The organism is Liquorilactobacillus hordei DSM 19519 (assembly GCF_019443985.1).
GTDB classification, from domain to species: domain Bacteria; phylum Bacillota; class Bacilli; order Lactobacillales; family Lactobacillaceae; genus Liquorilactobacillus; species Liquorilactobacillus hordei.
Genome location: NZ_CP049301.1, coordinates 76,397 through 98,388 on the forward strand (window position 1 = coordinate 76,397; position 21,992 = coordinate 98,388).

Annotated in this window: 32 protein-coding genes; 1 reads left to right on the forward strand and 31 read right to left on the reverse strand. The window is 31.9% G+C overall.

What is annotated here, in order from left to right:
- Positions 1 to 4: 4 nt before the first annotated feature.
- From G6O70_RS00575 to G6O70_RS00690, 25 genes are all read right to left on the reverse strand, one after another.
- The gene (locus G6O70_RS00575; protein WP_057868750.1) at positions 5 to 589 is read right to left on the reverse strand and encodes a thymidine kinase; all 585 of its coding nucleotides are present in this window, start codon (positions 587 to 589) and stop codon (positions 5 to 7) included.
- Positions 589 to 891, reverse strand: coding sequence for a hypothetical protein (locus tag G6O70_RS00580; RefSeq protein WP_057868749.1), 303 nt, complete (start codon positions 889 to 891; stop codon positions 589 to 591). Before G6O70_RS00580 ends, G6O70_RS00575 begins: the two co-directional genes overlap by 1 nt.
- An 11-nt stretch (positions 892 to 902) precedes the next feature.
- Complete coding sequence (locus tag G6O70_RS00585) at positions 903 to 1,247, reverse strand: hypothetical protein (protein WP_057868748.1); 345 nt, start codon at positions 1,245 to 1,247, stop codon at positions 903 to 905.
- A gap of 222 nt (positions 1,248 to 1,469) precedes the next feature.
- On the reverse strand, positions 1,470 to 1,604 hold the full coding sequence (locus tag G6O70_RS12060) for a hypothetical protein (RefSeq protein ID WP_258236120.1): 135 nt from the start codon (positions 1,602 to 1,604) through the stop codon (positions 1,470 to 1,472).
- On the reverse strand, positions 1,604 to 1,858 hold the full coding sequence (locus G6O70_RS00590; RefSeq protein ID WP_057868747.1) for a thioredoxin domain-containing protein: 255 nt from the start codon (positions 1,856 to 1,858) through the stop codon (positions 1,604 to 1,606). Before G6O70_RS00590 ends, G6O70_RS12060 begins: the two co-directional genes overlap by 1 nt.
- Positions 1,859 to 1,862: 4 nt before the next feature.
- Positions 1,863 to 2,126, reverse strand: a complete 264-nt coding sequence (locus G6O70_RS00595; protein ID WP_219934249.1) for a hypothetical protein — start codon at positions 2,124 to 2,126, stop codon at positions 1,863 to 1,865.
- An 88-nt stretch (positions 2,127 to 2,214) separates the two neighbouring features.
- Complete coding sequence (locus G6O70_RS00600) at positions 2,215 to 2,643, reverse strand: phage N-6-adenine-methyltransferase (RefSeq protein WP_219934250.1); 429 nt, start codon at positions 2,641 to 2,643, stop codon at positions 2,215 to 2,217.
- A gap of 15 nt (positions 2,644 to 2,658) precedes the next feature.
- Complete coding sequence (locus G6O70_RS00605) at positions 2,659 to 3,129, reverse strand: nucleoside 2-deoxyribosyltransferase (RefSeq protein WP_057868745.1); 471 nt, start codon at positions 3,127 to 3,129, stop codon at positions 2,659 to 2,661.
- Positions 3,129 to 3,893: a hypothetical protein gene (locus G6O70_RS00610; protein WP_219934251.1), complete on the reverse strand. Its 765-nt coding sequence runs from the start codon at positions 3,891 to 3,893 to the stop codon at positions 3,129 to 3,131. Before G6O70_RS00610 ends, G6O70_RS00605 begins: the two co-directional genes overlap by 1 nt.
- 16 nt (positions 3,894 to 3,909) lie before the next feature.
- On the reverse strand, positions 3,910 to 4,215 hold the full coding sequence (locus G6O70_RS00615) for a hypothetical protein (RefSeq protein WP_057868743.1): 306 nt from the start codon (positions 4,213 to 4,215) through the stop codon (positions 3,910 to 3,912).
- Positions 4,212 to 4,766: a Cof-type HAD-IIB family hydrolase gene (locus G6O70_RS12345; RefSeq protein WP_201779036.1), complete on the reverse strand. Its 555-nt coding sequence runs from the start codon at positions 4,764 to 4,766 to the stop codon at positions 4,212 to 4,214. The genes G6O70_RS00615 and G6O70_RS12345 overlap by 4 nt, the downstream gene beginning before the upstream one ends.
- On the reverse strand, positions 4,763 to 5,536 hold the full coding sequence (locus G6O70_RS00625; protein WP_057868742.1) for a DNA-methyltransferase: 774 nt from the start codon (positions 5,534 to 5,536) through the stop codon (positions 4,763 to 4,765). Before G6O70_RS00625 ends, G6O70_RS12345 begins: the two co-directional genes overlap by 4 nt.
- Positions 5,536 to 6,315, reverse strand: coding sequence for a DNA-methyltransferase (locus tag G6O70_RS00630; RefSeq protein ID WP_057868741.1), 780 nt, complete (start codon positions 6,313 to 6,315; stop codon positions 5,536 to 5,538). The genes G6O70_RS00625 and G6O70_RS00630 overlap by 1 nt, the downstream gene beginning before the upstream one ends.
- 27 nt (positions 6,316 to 6,342) lie before the next feature.
- A complete protein-coding gene (locus tag G6O70_RS00635; RefSeq protein ID WP_157047930.1) occupies positions 6,343 to 6,513 on the reverse strand; it encodes a hypothetical protein in 171 nt (56 codons plus the stop codon).
- Positions 6,514 to 6,570: 57 nt separating this feature from the next.
- Positions 6,571 to 7,917: an ATP-dependent DNA ligase gene (locus G6O70_RS00640; RefSeq protein ID WP_057868740.1), complete on the reverse strand. Its 1,347-nt coding sequence runs from the start codon at positions 7,915 to 7,917 to the stop codon at positions 6,571 to 6,573.
- The gene (locus tag G6O70_RS00645; protein WP_057868739.1) at positions 7,917 to 8,327 is read right to left on the reverse strand and encodes a hypothetical protein; all 411 of its coding nucleotides are present in this window, start codon (positions 8,325 to 8,327) and stop codon (positions 7,917 to 7,919) included. The genes G6O70_RS00640 and G6O70_RS00645 overlap by 1 nt, the downstream gene beginning before the upstream one ends.
- Positions 8,324 to 9,481: a hypothetical protein gene (locus G6O70_RS00650; RefSeq protein ID WP_057868738.1), complete on the reverse strand. Its 1,158-nt coding sequence runs from the start codon at positions 9,479 to 9,481 to the stop codon at positions 8,324 to 8,326. Before G6O70_RS00650 ends, G6O70_RS00645 begins: the two co-directional genes overlap by 4 nt.
- 332 nt (positions 9,482 to 9,813) lie before the next feature.
- Positions 9,814 to 10,677, reverse strand: a complete 864-nt coding sequence (locus tag G6O70_RS00655) for a hypothetical protein (protein WP_233419105.1) — start codon at positions 10,675 to 10,677, stop codon at positions 9,814 to 9,816.
- 347 nt (positions 10,678 to 11,024) lie between these two features.
- On the reverse strand, positions 11,025 to 11,873 hold the full coding sequence (locus tag G6O70_RS00660; RefSeq protein ID WP_057868736.1) for a helix-turn-helix domain-containing protein: 849 nt from the start codon (positions 11,871 to 11,873) through the stop codon (positions 11,025 to 11,027).
- A 38-nt stretch (positions 11,874 to 11,911) separates the two neighbouring features.
- On the reverse strand, positions 11,912 to 13,141 hold the full coding sequence (locus G6O70_RS00665) for a PHP domain-containing protein (protein ID WP_233419104.1): 1,230 nt from the start codon (positions 13,139 to 13,141) through the stop codon (positions 11,912 to 11,914).
- A complete protein-coding gene (locus G6O70_RS00670) occupies positions 13,138 to 13,359 on the reverse strand; it encodes a DUF5839 family protein (protein ID WP_057868735.1) in 222 nt (73 codons plus the stop codon). The genes G6O70_RS00665 and G6O70_RS00670 overlap by 4 nt, the downstream gene beginning before the upstream one ends.
- 34 nt (positions 13,360 to 13,393) lie before the next feature.
- Complete coding sequence (locus G6O70_RS00675) at positions 13,394 to 14,560, reverse strand: PD-(D/E)XK nuclease family protein (RefSeq protein WP_057868734.1); 1,167 nt, start codon at positions 14,558 to 14,560, stop codon at positions 13,394 to 13,396.
- Positions 14,561 to 14,598: 38 nt separating this feature from the next.
- Positions 14,599 to 15,672, reverse strand: a complete 1,074-nt coding sequence (locus tag G6O70_RS00680; RefSeq protein ID WP_057868733.1) for a hypothetical protein — start codon at positions 15,670 to 15,672, stop codon at positions 14,599 to 14,601.
- A gap of 141 nt (positions 15,673 to 15,813) precedes the next feature.
- Positions 15,814 to 16,047 carry a hypothetical protein gene (locus tag G6O70_RS00685; protein ID WP_057868732.1) on the reverse strand — a complete coding sequence of 78 codons (234 nt, stop codon included), beginning with the start codon at positions 16,045 to 16,047 and terminating at the stop codon, positions 15,814 to 15,816.
- Between the two features lie 81 nt (positions 16,048 to 16,128).
- A complete protein-coding gene (locus G6O70_RS00690) occupies positions 16,129 to 16,446 on the reverse strand; it encodes a hypothetical protein (RefSeq protein ID WP_057868731.1) in 318 nt (105 codons plus the stop codon).
- A 244-nt stretch (positions 16,447 to 16,690) separates the two neighbouring features.
- Between G6O70_RS00690 and G6O70_RS00695 the strand changes: the two genes are divergently transcribed.
- Positions 16,691 to 16,831, forward strand: a complete 141-nt coding sequence (locus G6O70_RS00695) for a hypothetical protein (RefSeq protein ID WP_157047929.1) — start codon at positions 16,691 to 16,693, stop codon at positions 16,829 to 16,831.
- Positions 16,832 to 17,079: 248 nt separating this feature from the next.
- Here the strand turns inward: G6O70_RS00695 and G6O70_RS00700 are convergent, their stop codons facing one another.
- From G6O70_RS00700 to G6O70_RS00725, 6 genes are read right to left on the reverse strand one after another with little or no spacing between them, the layout of a single operon-like run.
- Positions 17,080 to 18,321 carry a GH25 family lysozyme gene (locus G6O70_RS00700; protein WP_083481859.1) on the reverse strand — a complete coding sequence of 414 codons (1,242 nt, stop codon included), beginning with the start codon at positions 18,319 to 18,321 and terminating at the stop codon, positions 17,080 to 17,082.
- A gap of 31 nt (positions 18,322 to 18,352) precedes the next feature.
- On the reverse strand, positions 18,353 to 18,751 hold the full coding sequence (locus G6O70_RS00705) for a phage holin (protein WP_057868730.1): 399 nt from the start codon (positions 18,749 to 18,751) through the stop codon (positions 18,353 to 18,355).
- Positions 18,752 to 18,779: 28 nt separating this feature from the next.
- A complete protein-coding gene (locus G6O70_RS00710) occupies positions 18,780 to 19,484 on the reverse strand; it encodes a hypothetical protein (RefSeq protein ID WP_057868729.1) in 705 nt (234 codons plus the stop codon).
- 11 nt (positions 19,485 to 19,495) lie between these two features.
- Positions 19,496 to 20,761: a hypothetical protein gene (locus tag G6O70_RS00715; protein WP_057868728.1), complete on the reverse strand. Its 1,266-nt coding sequence runs from the start codon at positions 20,759 to 20,761 to the stop codon at positions 19,496 to 19,498.
- 39 nt (positions 20,762 to 20,800) lie between these two features.
- Positions 20,801 to 21,202, reverse strand: a complete 402-nt coding sequence (locus G6O70_RS00720; protein ID WP_057868727.1) for a hypothetical protein — start codon at positions 21,200 to 21,202, stop codon at positions 20,801 to 20,803.
- A gap of 11 nt (positions 21,203 to 21,213) precedes the next feature.
- On the reverse strand, positions 21,214 to 21,942 hold the full coding sequence (locus G6O70_RS00725; protein ID WP_057868726.1) for a hypothetical protein: 729 nt from the start codon (positions 21,940 to 21,942) through the stop codon (positions 21,214 to 21,216).
- Positions 21,943 to 21,992: the final 50 nt, after the last annotated feature.

Genomic DNA, 21,992 nt, shown 5'->3' on the forward strand with positions numbered 1-21,992 from the left:
CCTCCTATAGTTTTTTCATATTTGGTGAATACCAATGTTCTCTGCATACTGAGTAGTACTCACTATCACCAATTTGCAATTGCTCACCTTTTCTTGCAGGCCTACCATCGACCATTCTAAGATTCATAGTGGCTTTCCTATTACAAAATTTACATACAGTCTTAATCTCTTCAATTTTATCTGCATATTTTAGCAAAGCTTCACTACCCTCAAATAAGTTATTCATAAAGTCATTTTTTAGGCCATAACATATAACGGGAATATTTAAAATATCTACTACCGACACTAATTCCTCAACTTGTTTCTCTGTGAGAAATTGTGATTCGTCAACTAGAATACATGAAACATTAGAAATATGATCTGGGTTGTTATTAATTTCATCGCAAACGCTTGAAGTAGGACTTAAATCTATTGCGGAATCAGATATGCCTATGCGACTACTTATCTTTCCTTTGCCCGATCTTGTGTCCAATGAGCTAGTAAATAAAATGACAATTTTACCACTCTCTCGATAGTTATGGGCTACTTTCAATAATTCAACACTTTTCCCACTATTCATAGTCCCATATCTAAAAAATAACTGTGCCATTATTTCTCCTCCCGTTCAAGATACCAACCACAAAATGCCATTGTAATAGGTAGGTGTGTTGCTTCAAATACTTGTTTGAAGATCCTTACGGTTTCATTAAAATTTAGGAATTTTGTAGCCTTTTCACGACTATCGCTCCAGTCAAATCTTGAAACGTGTTCTTCACTAGGTTTAGCTAATTGTAAATACTTTATTTTTACTGCACCTGTTCCCATATCTGACATCATGATAGTCCAAAACATTTCACCTTTTTTGACTAAATCTTTAGCCGCATTCTTATCTAAATCTGCCACGTCATTCATTTTATTTCCTCCTATTTCTTGTTACCTACACCAAAAGGACTATGCCTATTCTCCACTAAAGATAATGGATGTTTCCCAACTGGAAAAAGGTATTTGTAATTTTTATTATCTTCAGGCAAAGCATATACCCAATAAATAGATATGCTGTTTTCAAATATCCGAGCATATGATAGATTTTCTCTCTTACACCAATTTACACACTTTATTAAATCATCTAAATCTTTAATTGGTTTCACTATTCCGTCATAACCAGCTCTTACTGCACTTTTAACTTCTTGTCTCAAAACAATACTTTGCCACATATTTAATTTGATCTTTTTCTTTTCCCGCTTCTCAATCCACAACGATAATTTCATTGGTCTTCCTTTCATTTTGTTTATTTCTATATATAATAATAACCGCTAAACTTATCAAAGTCAACGGTTATTATATCATTATGTTTATTTAATTTGTAAACTATCTAACCAAACATTCCCATTAAACTTAGTAAATTTTTGGCGTGCATATTCTATTTGTATTTCTCGTTCTTTACTACTTATCCAACTAGTTATGTCGATCAAAGGGAATAAATTGGAATCTTAAGATTTAAAATACAACTTGTTTTTACTTGATTTATCACGATCAAGTAACCATGTGTCAATATATACCGATCCTCGTAATTCGGTTGGTGGTTTCATATCAAATCCACCTGAATATTTTTTCTTCCAGTTCATTAAGCATCTATCTTCTTATTCCATTCACGAATCTTATCGTATTCAAAGTTACTCCAGCTATCTACTATTCTTCTATCTTTATCAAATATTTCTACATAAGGCATAGATCTAACTTCTTTTTCTTCTTTTAAATATTCAATGAATTCCTGACTAGCTTTTACTGATTCAAATGGAATCTTAAATAAATTCATGGTTTGTTTACACCTACTACAACCATCTTTCCAATAAACTTTTGCATTATATCCTTCAGACAAATTATCATTCCTTTCCTAAAATAACTCTTCTTTTTCGTAACATTATATTATTTAATGCTACTTGACCACTGCCACTTGTAACAGGTGTCAACCATAAAAATAAATGCTCTTCTAAAGTCACAATTTCATTATTGACTTTCTTATAGACACCCCATTTAGTGTAATTAGAACCTGTTTCTACTGGCAGTACTCTTATATCATACCCACCATCATTGTTAATATAATAAACTGATTCCATTTCTTCAGGATCATAATCTAAATCTAACATGAGTCTATGCCTGGTAATTTTGAACAAGATATACAATAATACTATTAACAAAATTAAATGTTTCATATCTACTCCCCTTTATAAATTGCTAACGCTGACGGAAAGGTGCTGCGTCTTTCTGAACACCATTGATTGTGAATTTCAGTCTACCTCTCAGAAATTTTATTTTGGCCTTATTAAAAATGTAATCATGCCAATAACTTGTATCTGTCCTTGAGGGTATTAACATCACTAAAAATTGACCTTTTGCTAGTTTTGTTTCCGAAGCTTTCTTAACCCATTTCTTCAATTCTCTCCCATAAGGAGGATTTAGGAACAAGTTGCCTGTCAGAGACCCCCCCCAATCAATTGATAAGGAATCATCTTGCTCTGTTAAATGATTCTTACAAAGTGCATTATTATCTGTCGATGCTAGATCCCAATTAAAGTGAAATTTATCATTTAACTTATTGAAAAAGTCACGAGGTGTTTCCCAATATTCTTTATCTGATGTGAATAATCCTTTTGATAATGTCATTGATTTACCTAAGTTTTAATAAACTTCCCCTTCATAAAATTTATATTCTGGCTTTGTAAAGTCATATTTGTTTAGTTCGCTTAATTTAATAAATGAATCGGCTGCACCAAATGACATAAGGTTAATTGGTTCACCCCACTCCTCATCTGGAATTGCGACTATGATTGTCTTATTAATAGCTTTCGCATATCCTAATTCGACTCCACAACCAATATCTTCTTCTGTGGGGACATAAATAAATAATGCTACATCAGTCGATTTAATACCCAAAATATCTCCATTAAATGTCCCGTTTGACCATTCAAGATCATGTAAATATTCGGGATTTAAATCGACTCTGATACCCTTATATTGATGTTCTAATGGAACATATGAATGGACTAAATCAACACTTAAATTATTTTTTAAAGCGTGCATTGCCTTATCATATGCTAATTCTTGTTTGGGAGTGAACCACCCTGCACCAAAGTATACTGTTCTTTTCATTATTTATTCTCCTTTACGATTTCTTGAATTTGCTCTAAACTGTCACTTAGTTTACCAAGATGGTTCTCTACAACATAGTCACATTTATTTTTGTTTTCCATATCTTTCTCATATAGATCAAGCCTTTTACTTATTTGCCAATAAGGATCTCCACGTTCAACCATTTGTTTCCTGGTATCTCTAAAGCTGGAGTAAATAAAAATAGACTTAGTTTTTGGATGCAGTTTCTTGATTTGCTTATATCCTTCATACGTAACTACCGCATAAGCATCTCCATTTTTAGTTTTGTCCTGAATCTCTGATAATTCGATTCCATAATAGTTATTATTATAGCTATCAATTTCAGCATACTTACCTTTTTTATACATTTCAGCAAAACATCTTGGGTTTACAAAGAAATAGTCCTGTCCATCTATTTCATTCTTTCTTGGTTTACGTGTAGTGGTACTAATTACTTCTTTCTTTTTGCCAAAAGTCATATAGCCCAACGTTGTTTTACCTGAACCAGATGCTCCAATCAGACAATATAGTGTTCCCTCTTCATCGGGTTTTGACCATGTGGTAGATATATTTCCTTTTTCGATACTAAGAAAATGTGGCCTTCTATCTTCAGTTAGGACATATTTAACAACAAAATTTGATTTGCTTATTGTCAATTCTTCTATTGCAGAAATGACGCTGAATGTACGACTCTGTTGAAGATTATCAAGTGATAAGAAATCATCATAAGTTTTAGGTAAATCAAAAACTAAATTTCTAATCAAATTAAGTCTTTCTTCATCAGTTTTTATTATCTTCGTTAAAGTTTCCAATTTCATTTTTTTGTAAAGCCAACCTTTCTTCTGCATGTTTTTTAATATCAAGGAATATATCAGTATCTTCTTGATCAGGGGTATGAACTTCTAAATGTTTATCAATTGCAGCAATCAAGTTCTCCAAATACTCATTATCAATTTCGATTAGCCCAAAAATATATTTCATCTCTGTTGGCTTGTTAAAAATTAGCAATGCGCCAATGTCCTGTAAGGTATCTTGAGTCAGACTATTAACTAACACTTTTATCGCATCTTCTGTTGTTTTTTTCATATTTTATCGTCTCCTAAAAATCTGGGTATAAATGGTTTAAATGCTTCTGGGATATCATTCAGTTCAGATTGTGTAAATTCTTGTTTAAGACTATCTCGATATGAACAAGCAAAATATTTTCCATCCTTATAGCTTAAATACTGTTGTCCATTATCACTAAGTAATCCCCGTAGTGGTATCATTACAGAATACTGATTCTTATTAAGAATATATTCTTTAATTCTTTTAGTAGATAAACTATTTAGATCTTTGATATTGATATTTTTATCATCAATCAAAATATCATAGCTAATTTTTCTAGAATCCACTCCTGTATATATTTTTAAAACTTCTGGTAGATTTTCATTGACTGCATCAAAATACAGTCCATTATTAGAACACCAATTTTCTGCTTGTCTTAATAATTGTCCGTTGCGACAAGTCCATAATATTAATTTATGTCCCTTTTCTCTTAAATAAATTAGAGCATTGAAGAGTTTAACGTTTTTCTTTCCAATATTAGGATATGCTTCGCTACATAATGTCCCATCAAAATCTACTGCAATAATCATACTGTCGTTTCCTCTTTTCTTTCATTATGTTTATTTATATCTGTAAATGTGTTTTCTATTCTACCTTTGGCTACACCAAAATATTTATCATCAAGTTCCATACCAATAAAGCGCCTATTTAAGTTCAGAGCAGCAATACCCGTTGAACCACTGCCCATAAATGGATCTAGTACTATATCATTTTCATTAGAGGTTAGTTCTATATATCTTTGTAATAACTCTACAGGTTTCATGGATTCGTGTAACCCATGTGGTTGAGTAAACTTTTGTCTTTTCATGTAGTAGCTAGAATTACTTTTTGTATGATCCTCATTCCAAATTTTGTTTAGGCTAACTCCGCTCTCGTAAATTCTTACAACATATTCAATATCTTGTGTGAAAAACTTACTAGACTTCATACCATATTTACCTTCTATTGAGCTTTTATCCCAAATTAACAAATCGAATTTAAGTTTCTTATGTTGGTTGATATAATTGAAATAGTGTGCTAATTGTAGTTTTGAACAAAATATAAACATATTAATTTTCTTTAATTTTGGGATTACAGTATTTAAAAAATTAAAAATATTATCATGCTTAAATTGCGACATTTTCATATTCATATAACTATTAGCCCTATAAGTTCCTGATTTATTGTATACTTTCGATTTCATACCACCCATAACGTGTTCATATGGAGGATCGGTTAATAAGAGGTCTATGCTGTGATCTGGAATTTTAGTAAGATTTTCTAAACAATCACCTTGTAGCAATACTAAATCTTTGCTCATTAAACTGAAACCCCCTCTTTACCTGCTATATGTTCACTAATGCGGTTTTTAGCAATATCAAAATATTCTTTATCTAATTCCATACCAATAAATTTACGATTAGTATTTACTGCTGCTACGCCTGTTGAACCCGATCCCATACAATTATCTAGTATTAAATCCCCTTCATTTGTATAAGTCTTAATCAAATATTCCAATAATGCTACTGGTTTTTGAGTAGGATGTAATTTATCTTTGTCTAACTTAAATTTTTGTATACTTCTTGGATATCTTGTCCCATTATTATCAGTAACTACTTGACTAATTTCACTTCGTACTGTTGAATTATTGCTTTTCTTTTTTTGTTTCCCAGACAAACCCTTATATGGTTTTCCAATCTCCATTTGTGGATAATATTTCATATTACCCTTTTTTGAATATGAAGTTGCCATCTTACCAAACACCATGATATCTTCATACACCTTGGCTGGTTGATATTTGAAATTCAAAAAATTAGCTCCATTAGGTTTTTCCCATTTCCAATCGTATTTATACATATCAAGATTGCTAGTGCGCATCAAACTACTAAATGGTTCACTTCCAAAAATAACAATGGCACCATTATTTTTTATTATTCTCTTATAAAAACTCCATAGTATACTTATTGGAATAACATTATCCCATTTCAGTGCGCTCGTTCCATATGGTAAATCACATAAAATCATATCAATTGATTTGTCTGGAATTTTTTTCATTAATTCTAGACAATCACCTTTTAATAAAACTAGATTTTTACTCATTCCGCTAACCTTTCATTATGTTTATTTCTATACAGCTTTTATTTCTTTACTTATTAAATCAATAAAATATAGGATACCTTCATTTGTCTCAAAAGTAAATTCATTCTCATCTTCTCTTCTAATACTTAACACGTGCTTAATTCCTTGTTTCTTAGCTAATTTCTTAATAATTTTAATTTCAGAATGTTTTGCATTCATTATGATTTCTCCTAGTAATTTAGTATATTAATATTGTAATATGTTTATTTGTATGTGTCAACTTTCATAGTTAATATCTTCTACAGTTTTCTCTGCTCTCAATGTTTTATAAGTTGGAAATCTTAGTGATTTCCCACCATTTTGATTTTCTGACTCTTCAAAGTATTGGACTTCAATTATTTTGCCAATAATGTTTTCTGGACTATTCCAAAAGTCAATTCTTTCTTGTTCGCTGAACCCCGAACCGACTTGAACTTCTGTATCTTTAAATTGAATAATTACGCCACCAAGTCTTCCTTTGTTTACACCTGAACCCTCATAAACATCTAAAACCAATACATCGGAACTGTAGAATTTTTTAATTTTCAAAAGATCTGATGTTCTTTTTGTAGCATATTTTCCATCAGCAAAATTTAACATCAATCCTTCCCAGCCTAACTTAGTAACCAATGAGTCTTGCAACTCTGCAATTTTATTTGTATCTTTCCCAATATACAAACTTGGTACTAATTTTACTTTTACTTCATCTTGTGTTGCGAATAAAAATTCCTCATAGTTTTTATCTAATTCTCTTCTGCGAGACTTATAACTCAAATCTGAAAGTGAATTGTAGAACTCATCCAACGGAATCCAATCAAATACATTAAATAAAATGCCAGTTTTATCAATGTCACTATTCTTCAAAACTTTTGCTGTCGCTCGAAATAAATCTTTCGTTTCAAGTTGAGAAACGTTCTCTAAGACGAGTTCACCATCTAAAACTATACCTTCATCTTCTTTTTGGAATAACGCAGCTAACTTAGAAACATCTCGTTCAACCAATTCTAACCCCTCATAAGGAAAACCCTTTCTCGTAAATAAATTTACTCTTCCCTTGTCGTAAATTGCGATACATCTATGCCCATCTAATTTTTGAGTTAATACAAATTCACTTCCATCCACACGATTAATATATTTATCCATCGGATAAGCTAATTGACAGGAAAATTCCTTAATAAATCCTTTTCCTAATGCTTTATTGATAGACTTTGAAGTTATACCAACTTTAATATTCTTTGCAAAAATTGAATGTATAAAAGTCGTAACACTAGGTGAATAGTCCCTCGAAAATTGCTTTATATTTGATACAACTTGTAACTTACCAGTATTATTCTCTTTTACATAATCCATAAGTTGATTGATATTATCAAATTCTTTATCAGATTCATTTAAGTTAGTCATCGACATTTTCTTTGTGCTAATCCCAGTGCGAATAAAATCATCAAAAACAAACTTTAAAATATCCCTAAATAATTCATTATCATTATTCTCTTTAATAATTGATATCTTTTCATTTTTTGAACTTGTCTCGCTAATTCTTTGGAAAATATTCGCTACCTCTACAAGTTTATAATCTATATTCATTATTTGATTCCTCCTATTTTTTGTTGTTCAATAATTTTGGGATAAGTGTACTCCAGATACTTGTCAATTTCTTGTGCATATATAATATGATTTTGTGTCTCACAATAGACCATCTCTAACGGCATACCCACGTAATTATAGTCAAGAATGAACATTGAGACTATAGTTCTTCTAGCTGACTTTCCTAATGCAAAACCCACCATCTTGTCTGTTTTACATATTTTTTGTATTTTCGATTCTAAGTTTTCATAAATTTTCTTATATGAACTAGAAGCAATTTGACCTTTAAAAAGCAAGAGTTTTGTCATATTTAATTCGGTCACTACTTTTATCAAATCTTTATCACTACTTTTGAAAAATTTTGAAAATTTAATTGGGAATACAGTTTTGTCAAAATCATCTTTTATCATTTGCTGATTTCACCTTTTCTTATGAATTTTGCTTGTTTGACCCAAATATCTACATCAGTAGGGTGTTTAGTCCATTGACCGTCCATGAAAACAGACTTTGGTTTTTCCTCTATTTGTTCAATAGAAATTAGATCACCAGTTTTGAAAGGCACATTGTTATAAACTCTATTTCCAACAAGCATAGGCATATTTTTCCCATACTTTATAGAATACACAGTTGCTCTAGTTCTAGTCCTTCCTTTATTAACATCAACAATAAAGCCATATTTGCTTGGCATTCTATCATCATGTTTACTACATTTCCCAGTGTAATATAATTCAAATTCTAGTAATTGTATAAAACTGTACTCATCTTCTGGAGTATTTTTTTCGGTTTCTACACACAATTGATATTTCTTAGCTTTACCAGATAGAGTTTTGTTATTAGGCTTATACTCTTTTTTGAAGAAATCATAGATAGTTTGTAGTTTTTTTATTGACCCAAATTTATCAAAATAGCCCAATCTTATAAGTCCTACCATTTTAGTCTTATTAATATCATATTTATTTTGATGAAGCTCTATATCACCTGATTTAAGCTCTTTATCTATTTTTTGAAGCTCAATTTCGTCTTTCTTATAAACGTCTTCTATAGCTGTAATATTTCCTTCTTTATCGGCTATAAAGGAATCGTCATGTATTTTTAACAAAAGATCACAAAAGTTTTCATACTTCTTAATTTTAGCAATATCATATAGTAAATCCCCAACCTGCGAATTATTTCCCTTAATAGAAGCAGTACCCTCGTATATTGAATTATTATCTTTATCCATGAAATACAGCCCTTTAGATTTTCCGAATATAGCTTTCTTTAGAGTAATTCCATGTTCTTGCGCATAACTGGAAACCTTATTAATTTTATTTTGATCATCTTTCCATATTTCAAAGGCAGATGTTGCAAATTCAAGAGAGTAATAATATCTTAACCATGTCGCAATGTATCCAACGTAGGAGTAAGGAAGGCTATGATTTACAGAAAAACCATAATTAGCCGCATCCATGAATATCTGGATAAATCTATCTGCCACTTCTTCTGCGTGTTCTTTGGTATCATTATATTTTTCTATCATAGTTTTAATAAAAGAAGGTTTTATCTTAGGCACTTCGCTATCCATAATAGCTTGAGACTTTTTCGATTGTTATTAACCATGAGTTTTTTATCTCATGCTCTGGAGGTTTTCCTCATTTTCATCAACTGGTCTATTCCAGTTCAGACTAGCATACATTTTCATCCTCGTTTAACGTTAGGTATCTAGTTGGCAAAACTAGCATAGTAATCTCTATAAGATTACATGGAGGGCGCTCTTGGTGGGATTATATTCTGTTTTACAGTTTCACCCACTATGCGTTACAATACACAATATTCTTTAGTTTATCGTGTTATCTAGGGATTAATATTTTACAACCTTCCCCTATTTCGTCCTCTTTCATATAATGTGTTTCCACATTAACAGGCAAAGATTTTACCTATGCCACGCCTAATTAAATCAGCTTGCCCATAGCTCCATCCACAAAAATCAACCAAAAATTGAATAAGTTGTTCCTGATAAACTAAATTTCCTAGTGTTGGGGCAAGAAATTTATTCAGTGCATCGTGCCCGTTGTCTGTAAATTTACCTTCCGTTACTGATTCAAGATAACTTGCTCCACTTGGTCTTTGTGCTGCATTAGCAAGACTTAATAAATCCATATATTTAATATCAGGTACTCTTTCTTTAATTTTTTTCATAGTTTCTTCTGAGAATAAGTGTCTTAATATACTACCAGCTCTTTCTCCCTCAAATTGGAAAATACCAATATTTGATTCGACCATTGATTGCCACACTTTTTCATCTTGAAAATCGACAATATCTGTTGAGTTTGGTGTTAAAAAAGGTAACCCAGCTAACTCACAAGACTTTGTTATTAACCCAAGATTATCAAGACCCAATACATCAAACTTTGTGAAGTTACAATAGTCTATTTCTTTCATATAAACTTGTGTTACTGGATAATCCCAGCCACTTACAGTTTGAGTACCCATTACGCCTTCTAATGGTTCTGTACTTACAACAATTCCACAAGCATGTCTACCGAACGAATCAATAACACCAATTATCTCTTTGGCTGTATCAAATAATTTCTTATGAGATTGATATATTGAGTCTGGATAGTTATCCTTAATATCTATTTGATTACATATTCCCTGAATCTCAAACGGAGATTTGTCTTTATAGCCATCCATTCCCTTTGCAATAACTTTAATTGCGCCCTTCAGTCCATAAGTGTTAGCTGTCATAATAGATGCGCAATGCAAATTTGGATTTGTCAACAACCATTTTTGAACTTCTATTTTATCTTCTCCTGACCAATCATGATCTATCCTAGCTACCGTAACTTGCGTTATACTTTAACACCACATCTTTGTGTGGTCGGAGTAGACTATCTCATCAACTTATTTAATTAGTATCATTAAATAAGTGCCTCCCGCTTCGAATTAATTACCAATTAACTCTACTCTACTCAGTTCAACTTAACGTTGCCTTTCGATAGTCGTTACACAATTTCCTTTTTCAAGGAGTTAGCACGGTTTTTTCCGCAAGGGAACTCAACCGTTAGCAGATATATTTATATCCACACCCTATATATTTATAGGTTCAAGAGGTTTGCAATACAGGATCACTCCTGTATGGGACTACTTTGTTCCATCAATTGTAAATATCTGTCGAATTTCCTGTTTAAACAAAAAGCGCTATCCTTATATAAATGGTTTAATATTCGGAGAACTTGTCGATTTCCGCCCCAACGAATATGAGATACTAACTGGCCTTTTTTCCGTTTTTCTAGATTGATTTTTCTTTTAGAAATTAAATTGTTTTCTAAAAAATAATCATAAATCCATGTCAGCAAAGCAGTAGTACCTACAAAATCAATTCCATATTCGTAATTGTAATTTCCTTTACATTTTTTAATAGATCCATCGCCATCCATGTATCCTCTGATAAAATGTCTTTTTAGATTGTTTGATATTTTAGGTGGCAATAATATATTGGTTTTATGCTCGACAACTCCATGTTTTATGAGATCATCAACTAGTAAATCACTTGTCATCAATAAACGAGAATAATTTACACCGACTCTATATCCACAAGAGACTTTATATCTGTTAATGAGATAATCGGTATTTAGTTCTTTACGAACAAATTCTAATAAATACTCATCAACTCGATTGATTGATATACCAAACCTTTTAGTATTACCATTAATTGATATAAAACCATCAGCATATATAAAACCCAATAAGTATGCTTTTTCTTGAGTATCTATATTATTGAAGTACCTTTCGTTATAGATATGATGTTTACGAGAATTAATCTTATTACTCCTGATTTCAACGCCCATACTTTTTAACATTCTATTGATAGTACGTGGCTCTCGGTTAAACAACTTCCCTATTTTTACTGTTGACAATCCCTTTTTATATAATTCAACACTCTTTATCTTTTCTTCGTCAGTTACAATCCTCACACAAACACCTTCTTACTGATATTTGTGATAGAAACCTATCAATCCGCTAGACTTATTCGCTCAGGGTTCATAAAACGTTCAAAATTCAGATTTTCCTTAACTGAATCAATTTCTGTCGAATTGAGTAAGTAAGCAATCAAACTACCTGATACACTACCACGAGAATACCCTACTCTTCGACCTTGTTTCTTTGCTTCCTCAATCATAAGCCAATCAGCAAGCATATAACTTATAGCCCCGTTTTGTTTATATACTTTAAACTCCTTATTGACTCTACTCATATACTTTTTTCTTTCTTCTTTTGGGAGTTTTGCGATACCCCTTTTTTTCATACCCTCCACAATCAGTTCTTTAAATTTACTTTCTTCATCTTTAAATAAATGTGGGTATTTATGAGTTCTGTCTAATTCAAAGTCTTCAACTTGATTAACAATTTCCATTGTCGCATCCAGGGCTTTTTCAACAATTCCCCTGCTTACTACGCCTTGTCTTTCAAAAGTTTCAAGCATTTCATCGTAATTCTTGCACCATATCTCAAATTTATCATCGCCCTCATAATCAGATTTTTTACCTCTTTTTATCATTAAGCGAATTTCGTTATGTCGCTGGTTTAGGGCATGAATATCATTTGAAGCAATTAATTTAAAACCTTTTTTCTTAGCAATTTTTACTAATAGCTTGTTGTACTCTTTTTGTTCCTCATCGATATGTGGCTGCAGTTCCAGATATACACGTTCTTTATTCTGTTCAATGAAGTCAATCCAAGCCTTAAATATTTTTTTATCGCCCTCAACTCTTTTGTTCGTCTGTCTATTCAGATGAGGAAATGTTTGCCAAAGTGCCCCTGCTAAACATGCTGTTGTTACAAAGATATTGTCTGAAGTATTTTTTAGATCATCAAATAGAATTCTCGGTTTATAATAAAAATGTCCATCCTGTCTATTAAATGATGCAGAGGATAACCTATTAATCTCTTTCACACCCTCATAATTCTTTGCAATTAGAATTGTATGATACCCTCTATTTTTGTCTTCCAAATTCATGGTCACATATGCTTCTATTGCATGAATATATTTCATACCAGAATCATTAATAGCCATTTTGTGCTTCATCCATCTTGCTACATTCCCATGATTAGTTATACAAACTGCTGGTAATTCGTTTTCCTTGGCATATTTTACATAATCAGTATATTGAGTCACTACTTCAAAATAACCACCTGCGTTGGATTCATCGGTGTGTTGATGTAAGCTTACCCATTGTTTCATTTAATAAACTCGACCACCTCTCTGAATTTTCCGCTACTATTTTTTACAAGTGCGACCCCAACAGCCTTTACAATTTTATTGCCATATTGAGTATCTACCTTAATAAGACTCCCAATTCTTACTTTATGTCTTAACCCCATAGAGGCAGGAACATGCCACATATAAATCTTGTCATTACCTAAATGCTTAGCCAATACCGTATTATTTTTGAATTTCATAGTTTCTCCGCCTTTCATTATGTTTATTTGTAGTCTAGCTTAATAACTCTTTTAACAATTCGTCATCCTCTTCAGCGTCTTCGCTTTCGACATTACCAAATAAATTATCTATCTCTTGTTCATCAAGAAGTGGTTTCTTTATAATTCCCATTTCTTCCTTGAATGCTTGACTACTATGATAAGCACATAGCTTTTGACAATAATAATTACTAGAGTCATATGGAAAGTTTATTTCTAGATAGTCATTTAAGTCTTCACCCATATCTTCAAGTTCTAATGTATCCTTGCAATATCCTATTATTTTTTCTTCTAACTTTTGACAAATTTCTTCACTTAATTCAATATCAATATAATAGTTACTTATTCTGAATTGGTTTCTTACTTCTTCTGGGAGATTGTCCATATTATTATTTTGACTTGCTTCTATTATCATTTCATCAGTAGTAATTGGATCTACGCCAGCTTTTGGTAATTTTGTTTTTAATTTATTACTCATTTTGAACACCCATTCTGACCTAGCCTGAATAGAATTCTTCCATTTTCCATTTTCCATACGATAATTTACTGTACAATACTTTTGCATATCAAATCTACAATGTATCTTATCGTAAGGAAGTCCCGTACGCTGATGTTCTCCTATTGCATACAAAATCAACTGCATAGATTTTTTTGGTAATCCTTTGGGTGAAAATGTTGATTTACTTGAAGTCTTAAAATCAATAATATTTAGATCGCCTTTATCATCTTTATATTCTGTATCCGCATAACCTACAAAAATGAAGGGCTTTCCATCCTTATCTTTTAATTTAATAAGAATAGGTTTTTCATTATTGACCTTGAATGGAATACTATCTGTATTCTTAAAATAATGTTCGATATTATCAAGATAACCATTTTCAATTTTTTTTGTGTCAAACTGAAAAGATTTCGGATCATCTTTCCATTTTTGGATAAATTCGCCCCATTGATGCTCCATATCAGGATATTTAATATCATTTGCAAGATAATCTTGTATGATTCTATGACATTCTGTACCCATAATAGTATAAACATTGTCATTGTTCGCTCTTATTTTATCTATATATAATAACTTATAAGCCCAACGACAATTGAGAAAAGTGCTAATACGCGAAAAAGACCAAATACGATTAACACCATATTTTTTCTTTAATAACTCTAGTTCTTCATACTTTAATCTCATGCAATCCCTCTTTCATTATGTTTATTTGTATGATAACATTATACAACTTTTCTGTCGATATGTTTATTATAGTTCTTTCTCCATTTTAACAAATAATTCCATTTTTTATATCCCTCGTCTATTGGTGATGATTTATCTTTCAATATATTAAAACTATCATATATATAGCTTATTCTCCTCATTCCTAGAAACTTATTGCATTCCTTTTTAATGAAAGTTTCTCCCTCTGTTTCATTAACCATAATATCTTTATCAAAAGCTAAAACAATCTCACAATCTATTGGTGTATTCTTTAAAAGAAACCTGACTTGTTCTTCACTGATCACATGTCCTCCTAATGCCACCGAATAACCAATTTCTTTTTCAAATGTAAACTGTTTTAGGACAGATTTTTCTGCTTCAAATAGTATGATCATATTATTTTTTTCTATTCCTTCTTTTGAAAGAGAATATCCATATAAGTTATTAGTTTTTTTGTAATCCGAAATATAATTCCAATATTTTGGGACATCAAGTTCCGCTGCTAGATCCGCATCCATAGTCGTTCTTCCTTTTATCCCAACTATTTGATTTGATTTTTCCCAATCATAATGGGGGAATATAATTCTACTCTGCTCTGGATCGTAACATATTTCAAATTTTCTAGCCACACTGGGTGTTATGCCTTCTTCAATTATTTGTTTGTGTAATCCTTTCACGAATCTATTCAAATAACGCTTAGAATAGAGCTTGTTCTCATGAGTATTCTTACTCAATCTTGAGCCATTAGAATATTTTTTTAACAATTTCAATGGATCGTGTTTGTTCTTTACATACTTCATTGAAAGACCTAGGCAGGCATGTATAAACATTATCGTGTCTTTTAAAGAATCGTCCATAACAACTTGAATAGCTCCAATAATATCTCCTGAAAAATCTGATGAATATATTGTCGTATATAAACTTTCGTTCAGTTTAATCGCTACTGAGGTCTTGTTAGTACCATTGGGCGTAGCACATCTAATTTCATTAGCATTATTTTCCCAAATATCATGAAAGCCAGCAGCTTCAAGAATAGTAATTAATTTGTCTTTATTATTATACAAGTACATTTTTAATTCCTTCGCCCTCAAATAATTTACCACCCCATATCATAATTAATGAAATAAACATATTGACAGTATAATTGTATCATAACATAGAATCAAAATCTAGGTTATAAAAATAGAAAGTAGCTTTTAAATTTTCAAACCACTTTCTATTTTTATAATTATTTATTTTTCCTTCTTAACATCATGCCAGTCAGTGATCTTACTATCAAAAGAAGCTAAAACTGCTTCTTTTGCATGTTCGAATTCTAAATCGTTCAATTCAGACCAACGTTCTGCTAGATAATAAGCTAATCTCGATGTGTAAAGATCTAATTCATTTACAGTTACACTTCTTGAAATATTTATTTTAAAATCATTTCCCAAAAGTTTACTGATAGTTATTGCATTCTTTTCCATTTCTACCTCCAATTAGTAATATAATATGGTACTTAAATATTATCACCAACTCATAAACTAGTCAACATATCAAAAGAAATACTATCTTTGAATTAGTTTGTCATTGCTATGCCATCTCAAATTCTCAAAAGCGATGTATCTAATTGTAAAATTTGTAAGTTTCTCTAATTCCCTGATGATTGATTCTAAATACTCGATATTATATTCTTCATTTTTAAGAGATCGAATAGGTGTAGAACGTGTAAAATGATTTGGCTTGCCTCTAAGAAAATAAAATCCATAGACTTTATCATAAATATTATTTGTTACATTAATTTGATATCTCGCTCTAATATTAGGGATAAAATATTTGTTTATTCTTTCGTTAATTATTTCAGCTTGTTTTTTCGCACTAATCATAAAATCACCTCACACACATTATACGAACATACGTTCTAACTGTAAAGTATATTTCATAATATCCACATAAAATATTATAGTACGCTTTCTTATATGTTATGATATAATACTTATAGCTTGAGTCCCTATATTGGAGTTGAGGTAGCTACCGACTTTAAAAATGGAGGTGGTTACCTTTTAAAATGAACAGTTATTTTTTATTTTTTACGTTATACCACTTGCATTTTAAGTGGAGGTTTCTTAGGTGGCTGATATATTAAAATCTTTCGCCGAAGTAGTACATGAATTGCATGGACTGCCTAACTCTGTTGCATTTGGAGTTTTGATAGTTGTAGTTGTAATTGTAATGATTGTATGTACTACGTGTGTAATCTTAAGTAGATAAAATAAAAACGACTGTCACTTTTATCAAGGGTAGACAGTCGATTTTTATTAATTTTATTAGTAATAAACCAGCGGAGCTACCAGAACTTACAATATTTGCAAGCATCGATGATAGCGAAGAGTAACGTATTGCAAGTACGTTCTCTTTTTTTTTGCTTACTTGTATTATAGATTATTTGCAAATAAATGTAAACATAAGCACTGCATTTCTGTAATATGTATGCCAATCATTTCTGATTGGACTTAAATTTATCTAAAAGTACCGAGTGCTACACGACTTGGCATACGTCTATCGGCAACGTAACGCCAGTTGCCAGCAGAAGTCTTATAAGCTACGTAATTATACCCACCATTACGAATATAACCAACATATTTGATAACTTCGCCTTTATAATAGTAGATATCTGTAGGGTTAGATCCTGCATTTTTCCACACCATCAGTCTTTGGTTAGGAATGAAATAACCTGATTGCACCCTAACACCACTTGGTAATGATACTGCTGTAGTAACAGTTGTTTTCTTAACAGTAGTCGGTTTAGCATCATTCTTGAGTGTTCCCTTAATCAACAGTTTCTGGCTTGGATGGATTACAGAGTTAATAGTCAAACCATTTAACTTAGCTAACTGATTCATTTCTAAGCCTAACTTATTGGCTATCTTCCACCATGAATCACCCGATTGAACTACATAATACTTATTGGAGTTATCAATGGTTTCGGCACTTACCACGGTTTTAGGAGCTGTTGGAGTAACCTTAACATCGTTCTTAACGTCTCCAGATTTCATAAGGTTAGTTAAATCAACATTACCATCTACGCCATAAACATTGCTGCCATATTGCCACATTCCGACATAGTTCATGCTAGGGAAGTAACGAAAGTCGGGTGCTGTCTGCAGACTCATCGTTTTATAACTTGCAACCCAAATCCTTGCACCGAAAGTAGAACCAATTTCTTCAACATTGATATAATTTTTTAGATAACTAGCACCTGAGTATAATACGGCTTTGTAATTAGCTTTTTGAATAGTCTCCATAAATGAGATAATCGCCTGAGTGTTAGCTTCTTTATCAGAAGTCGCGCCCTGCTCATAGTCCAAAGCAATTACTGAACCTGTTTTTAAGCCTACTCTTTGTGCATCATCAATAGCCATATTAGCCATTTTAATAGCATCCGATTGACTAGATCCGAATTGACCCCAGAAATATGAACCAATTTCCATTCCTACCGAACTAGCCGAAGCCAACTGAGCAGAAGCTTTAGGGTTCTTATAATGAGTCCCTTCACCACCACCTGAACCACCAAGTTTAGCAAGAACAAACGAACCACCTTTGTCCTTAAGAGACTGCATATAAGTGGGAGTTGAGTCTTGATAACTAGCTACATCAAAACCCAATGTATTTGCTGAAGCTGCGCCATAAAACGACAAAATTACTAATAAAGATCCAAAAAATGATAATAAACCTAAAATATATTTATTTTTCTTAATCATTTCATCTTCCTTTCTATCATTATGTTTATTTTTATTGAGCTGCAATTGTAGTAACTTTAGATTGAACCGTATCAATAGTATTTTTAAGTTCATTAACTTTTGAAATAGCAACTTGTGCTTTAGTATTAGCTAATTCGGAAGTTGTCTTACTATTTTCAGTTTTGTCTTGAAGCGTAGAAATTGTATCTTGTATATTACTAATATTTGTACTAACAGTAGCTGGTTCACTCAATACCCCAACTGCCCCCAGAATAACTAAAATAGTATTGATCACAGCAATGATACTATTCAAATCTCCAGTGAACTTTACTCCAAAACTAGCAAAAATTTGTTGAATTAGAACTATTAAAAGTGAAATGAAACCAGCCAACACCTTACCATTGATAGTATTATCGCTATCTATAAACTTACTCTTAATATTTTTTAACATTAAAACTCCTTCTTTCTTTTCATTATGTTTATTTAGTATATTTAATTTGTAACTTAGGTTTACGCCAATCATCTGTCCCATAGAAATAACCATAATAATAAGGGTCGGCAGAACCATTATAGGTTACTAGTCCTTTAATACTATTATCTCTAAGCTGTTCGCCCACCCAATTTGGTAACGTTATCCATTGTCCCTCATCTCTATTCCAGTATCTTTGACGAGCTATATCTAGTTGTTTAAATCCAAACCTACCCTGCCAACTACTAAAATTATGTGTTCCTAGAACTGCTTGTCCACCAGTCGTATACCACCAATGTTGAGAATGTAGATATAATTTTACTTCGTTGATTTCTGCACCCTGTAATACATTACGAATAGCACTGTCATTAAATCCCATAAGACCACCTTGAATACCGCCATCGCCTTCCCAGCGAACATCGGGGTTTGTAAACCTACCTTGCAACATATTATTCCCTTTATTATCTCTTGGTCTTGCAGAGTCACTTAATCCTCTAGATTTAGTCCATGCAGTTTCACCCCAATAACTTTGTGTCCATGTTGAATCAAATGTAGCAATATTTGTTGTTTTCGATACTGTTCTCCAACCTTCTGATGAAGCAGTCCATAATTTAACTTTAGCTGGTATCCATGAAGAACCATTCCATATTTTTGCCTGGCCTTGACGATCTAGCCAACCACCCTTACCATCACTCATCTTTATTCCTTGTGTCATTAACTCGCCTCCTAGAATCCAATCCAAACTGATCCATAAGGGATATTTCCAGTAGGTGTATCATTGGTAAGAAATAATCTTCTACCTTGTATTCTAGGTGCAGATGGTATATCGACTATTCCATCTCCTCCTGCTTTAGTAAATGCCATAAGGTATTGATTTCTTCCCCAATCATAAACTCCTAGTTCATGTCTAGAGTCGTTATAATAAAAACCAATATGATCGTCATTACTGCCAGCAAATTGGTAGTAACTTTCTGTATCTTGTCCATTTATAACAATTTTGCTATTAGACCAAATCTGATCTTGATAGATACCCAATACATTATGACCTTTTACACCAGCAACCAAACCGCCTCCAGATGCCGTTAATCTACCATAAAGATCTGTACTATTATTCCCATTTGGCATTAATCGAATTTCTGAACCGTTTTCTAGCTCAAAATCAGCATTGACTTGATTTACCTTATCATTCCTTAACAATAAACTAGACTCAATACCATCAATCATATCCGCATTTATACCCGATCCTTGACCACTATTTGCATCGGTATAAATTTTGTGCCCATTAATTTTAACATCATCTTTACTAGCTATACCTAACGAAACGGAATTATCCCCTAATGTAAACTTATCATTACTGTCAACATTTGCTAAGTTTACATTAGCACCATTAGATCTCATAAATCTAAAACCAGAACCATATTTAACACCAATATTTCCTTGTGCTGTATCGCCTGATTTTAATAAATATCTTCCATCATGATTATGTCCATCAAATTTTACACTTAAATTTGATAAAGTTTGATTTGTTCCCAAAAGACTACTGTTGGTATTCGTGATTTTTGAATTTAACGCTGTTAATGTAGTGTTAATTGTAGATATTGCATTATCTAACGATACTCCACCCGTTGTCCAACTAGTGTACGTTGATCCGATTGCAGTACATTCAGATATAACACCATTAGATCCAATTATTTTATATTCAATCAAATCTGGATTTTCATTATTCCCTACCGCAATCACTGATAAAATGGAAGTTTTATCAGTAGGGATTGTGTTTGGCAAGTCTTCCATATTTTTAACATTATATACACCTGTTTTAATAATAGTTTTAAAACTAACACCTGTAACAACCTTCCCTTTAAACATTAGATCATCTAAAGTCCCAATTTGATTACCGCTATTGTCATAAATAATAACGGAATCACCTTCTGTTTCAAAATGGTAGAAATTATCTTTACCTACCCAATATCTACCTGTATGTTTAGTAACCATCAATTCACTTCCTGTTCTTTTCTATCAATATGTTTATTTCTAATTGATAATAATATCTTCATCAGACAATACGCCATCTTCTGATTCAAATTTAGTAACACCACTAATATTCCTATTTAATTTTTCATCATGAATAACCAATGTATTATTTCTAGTAGAACCACTAGAGCCAATTATAGTTAAGCTAAGACCGTTTCCATATAGATCCTGTACAATTACTATATCATCTTTACTAATCCAATCATGCAAATGTTCGGGGAGTGTGCATGTGAATTCAGTTCCGTTAATTTTAACTATACAATTATATCCAGAAGGGTCTTGCACAACTACTCCAACCTTATTCTGAGGAGTATTTGTTGCACTTAACTTACTATCTACCAAGGTATTTATGCTATCAATAATATTGGTTTGAATTTCTGTGGTCGTTTTTCTATCTGTCATATCCTATCACCTTAACTCAATACTTCAATAAAATGTGTTGACGCACTTAGATTTTGCGGAATAGTTTTGCCAACCATTAAAGGATTATATGGATACCAATAATCACTCGTAGTTGCCAAGTCTGGTTTTTGATTAGTATTAGCGACCTTACATATAAACACCATGTCTACAGGATTCCAGCTATCGCCTAATTTAATTGAAACAGCATCACCAATTGAATATGCTGTACCACCATTCCACACTCCTTTATAATAAGAGCTTAAACCGATATCGCCTTTATCACCCTTCCAAGCTATCTTACGATAACTTGTAGTTGTTACATCGGGTGTAGCTGTTTTGCTTGCCACCGTGTCATCTATTACTAAATATAAATCACCATTATAAGAAACTAGATTCTGTTTGCCATATTTCTTTGTTGAATCCCATACCCCTTGATAATTAAAATTATTTACATAAGTGTCCCATAATTTTTGCTTGTTTGCTATATAGCCATCAACATTATTAGCAAAGAATGTCTCTAAAGCAACCATTGAATCTGTTACTTTGTTCATGGTTTCAGGTGTGAGAATGTAATCTTGTAACTCCGCGGCCAAAGCATTTAGTCTATTTTGCTGATTATTATCTAAAACAGATAATGCTTTTAAACTTGTGTATTCATTAGCATCTTGTATTAGATTAGCAGGTAAATCAAATAGCTCTTTAAAGCTATCAATACTACCTGGAAAACTTGATCTTGACATATAATTAATCAACTCCTATTCTTTTATAATTATATCATTTTTTATTTTTT

Coding starts and splice junctions, on each gene's coding strand:
- G6O70_RS00575 (WP_057868750.1), bottom strand. CDS start 589: ATGGCACAGTTATTTTTTAGATATGGGACTATGAATAGTGGGAAAAGT.
- G6O70_RS00580 (WP_057868749.1), bottom strand. CDS start 891: ATGAATGACGTGGCAGATTTAGATAAGAATGCGGCTAAAGATTTAGTC.
- G6O70_RS00585 (WP_057868748.1), bottom strand. CDS start 1,247: ATGAAATTATCGTTGTGGATTGAGAAGCGGGAAAAGAAAAAGATCAAA.
- G6O70_RS12060 (WP_258236120.1), bottom strand. CDS start 1,604: ATGAACTGGAAGAAAAAATATTCAGGTGGATTTGATATGAAACCACCA.
- G6O70_RS00595 (WP_219934249.1), bottom strand. CDS start 2,126: ATGTTAGATTTAGATTATGATCCTGAAGAAATGGAATCAGTTTATTAT.
- G6O70_RS00600 (WP_219934250.1), bottom strand. CDS start 2,643: ATGACATTATCAAAAGGATTATTCACATCAGATAAAGAATATTGGGAA.
- G6O70_RS00605 (WP_057868745.1), bottom strand. CDS start 3,129: ATGAAAAGAACAGTATACTTTGGTGCAGGGTGGTTCACTCCCAAACAA.
- G6O70_RS00615 (WP_057868743.1), bottom strand. CDS start 4,215: ATGAAAAAAACAACAGAAGATGCGATAAAAGTGTTAGTTAATAGTCTG.
- G6O70_RS12345 (WP_201779036.1), bottom strand. CDS start 4,766: ATGATTATTGCAGTAGATTTTGATGGGACATTATGTAGCGAAGCATAT.
- G6O70_RS00625 (WP_057868742.1), bottom strand. CDS start 5,536: ATGAGCAAAGATTTAGTATTGCTACAAGGTGATTGTTTAGAAAATCTT.
- G6O70_RS00630 (WP_057868741.1), bottom strand. CDS start 6,315: ATGAGTAAAAATCTAGTTTTATTAAAAGGTGATTGTCTAGAATTAATG.
- G6O70_RS00635 (WP_157047930.1), bottom strand. CDS start 6,513: ATGAATGCAAAACATTCTGAAATTAAAATTATTAAGAAATTAGCTAAG.
- G6O70_RS00640 (WP_057868740.1), bottom strand. CDS start 7,917: ATGAATATAGATTATAAACTTGTAGAGGTAGCGAATATTTTCCAAAGA.
- G6O70_RS00645 (WP_057868739.1), bottom strand. CDS start 8,327: ATGATAAAAGATGATTTTGACAAAACTGTATTCCCAATTAAATTTTCA.
- G6O70_RS00650 (WP_057868738.1), bottom strand. CDS start 9,481: ATGGATAGCGAAGTGCCTAAGATAAAACCTTCTTTTATTAAAACTATG.
- G6O70_RS00665 (WP_233419104.1), bottom strand. CDS start 13,141: ATGAAACAATGGGTAAGCTTACATCAACACACCGATGAATCCAACGCA.
- G6O70_RS00670 (WP_057868735.1), bottom strand. CDS start 13,359: ATGAAATTCAAAAATAATACGGTATTGGCTAAGCATTTAGGTAATGAC.
- G6O70_RS00675 (WP_057868734.1), bottom strand. CDS start 14,560: ATGAGATTAAAGTATGAAGAACTAGAGTTATTAAAGAAAAAATATGGT.
- G6O70_RS00685 (WP_057868732.1), bottom strand. CDS start 16,047: ATGGAAAAGAATGCAATAACTATCAGTAAACTTTTGGGAAATGATTTT.
- G6O70_RS00690 (WP_057868731.1), bottom strand. CDS start 16,446: ATGATTAGTGCGAAAAAACAAGCTGAAATAATTAACGAAAGAATAAAC.
- G6O70_RS00700 (WP_083481859.1), bottom strand. CDS start 18,321: ATGATTAAGAAAAATAAATATATTTTAGGTTTATTATCATTTTTTGGA.
- G6O70_RS00705 (WP_057868730.1), bottom strand. CDS start 18,751: ATGTTAAAAAATATTAAGAGTAAGTTTATAGATAGCGATAATACTATC.
- G6O70_RS00710 (WP_057868729.1), bottom strand. CDS start 19,484: ATGACACAAGGAATAAAGATGAGTGATGGTAAGGGTGGTTGGCTAGAT.
- G6O70_RS00715 (WP_057868728.1), bottom strand. CDS start 20,761: ATGGTTACTAAACATACAGGTAGATATTGGGTAGGTAAAGATAATTTC.
- G6O70_RS00720 (WP_057868727.1), bottom strand. CDS start 21,202: ATGACAGATAGAAAAACGACCACAGAAATTCAAACCAATATTATTGAT.
- G6O70_RS00725 (WP_057868726.1), bottom strand. CDS start 21,942: ATGTCAAGATCAAGTTTTCCAGGTAGTATTGATAGCTTTAAAGAGCTA.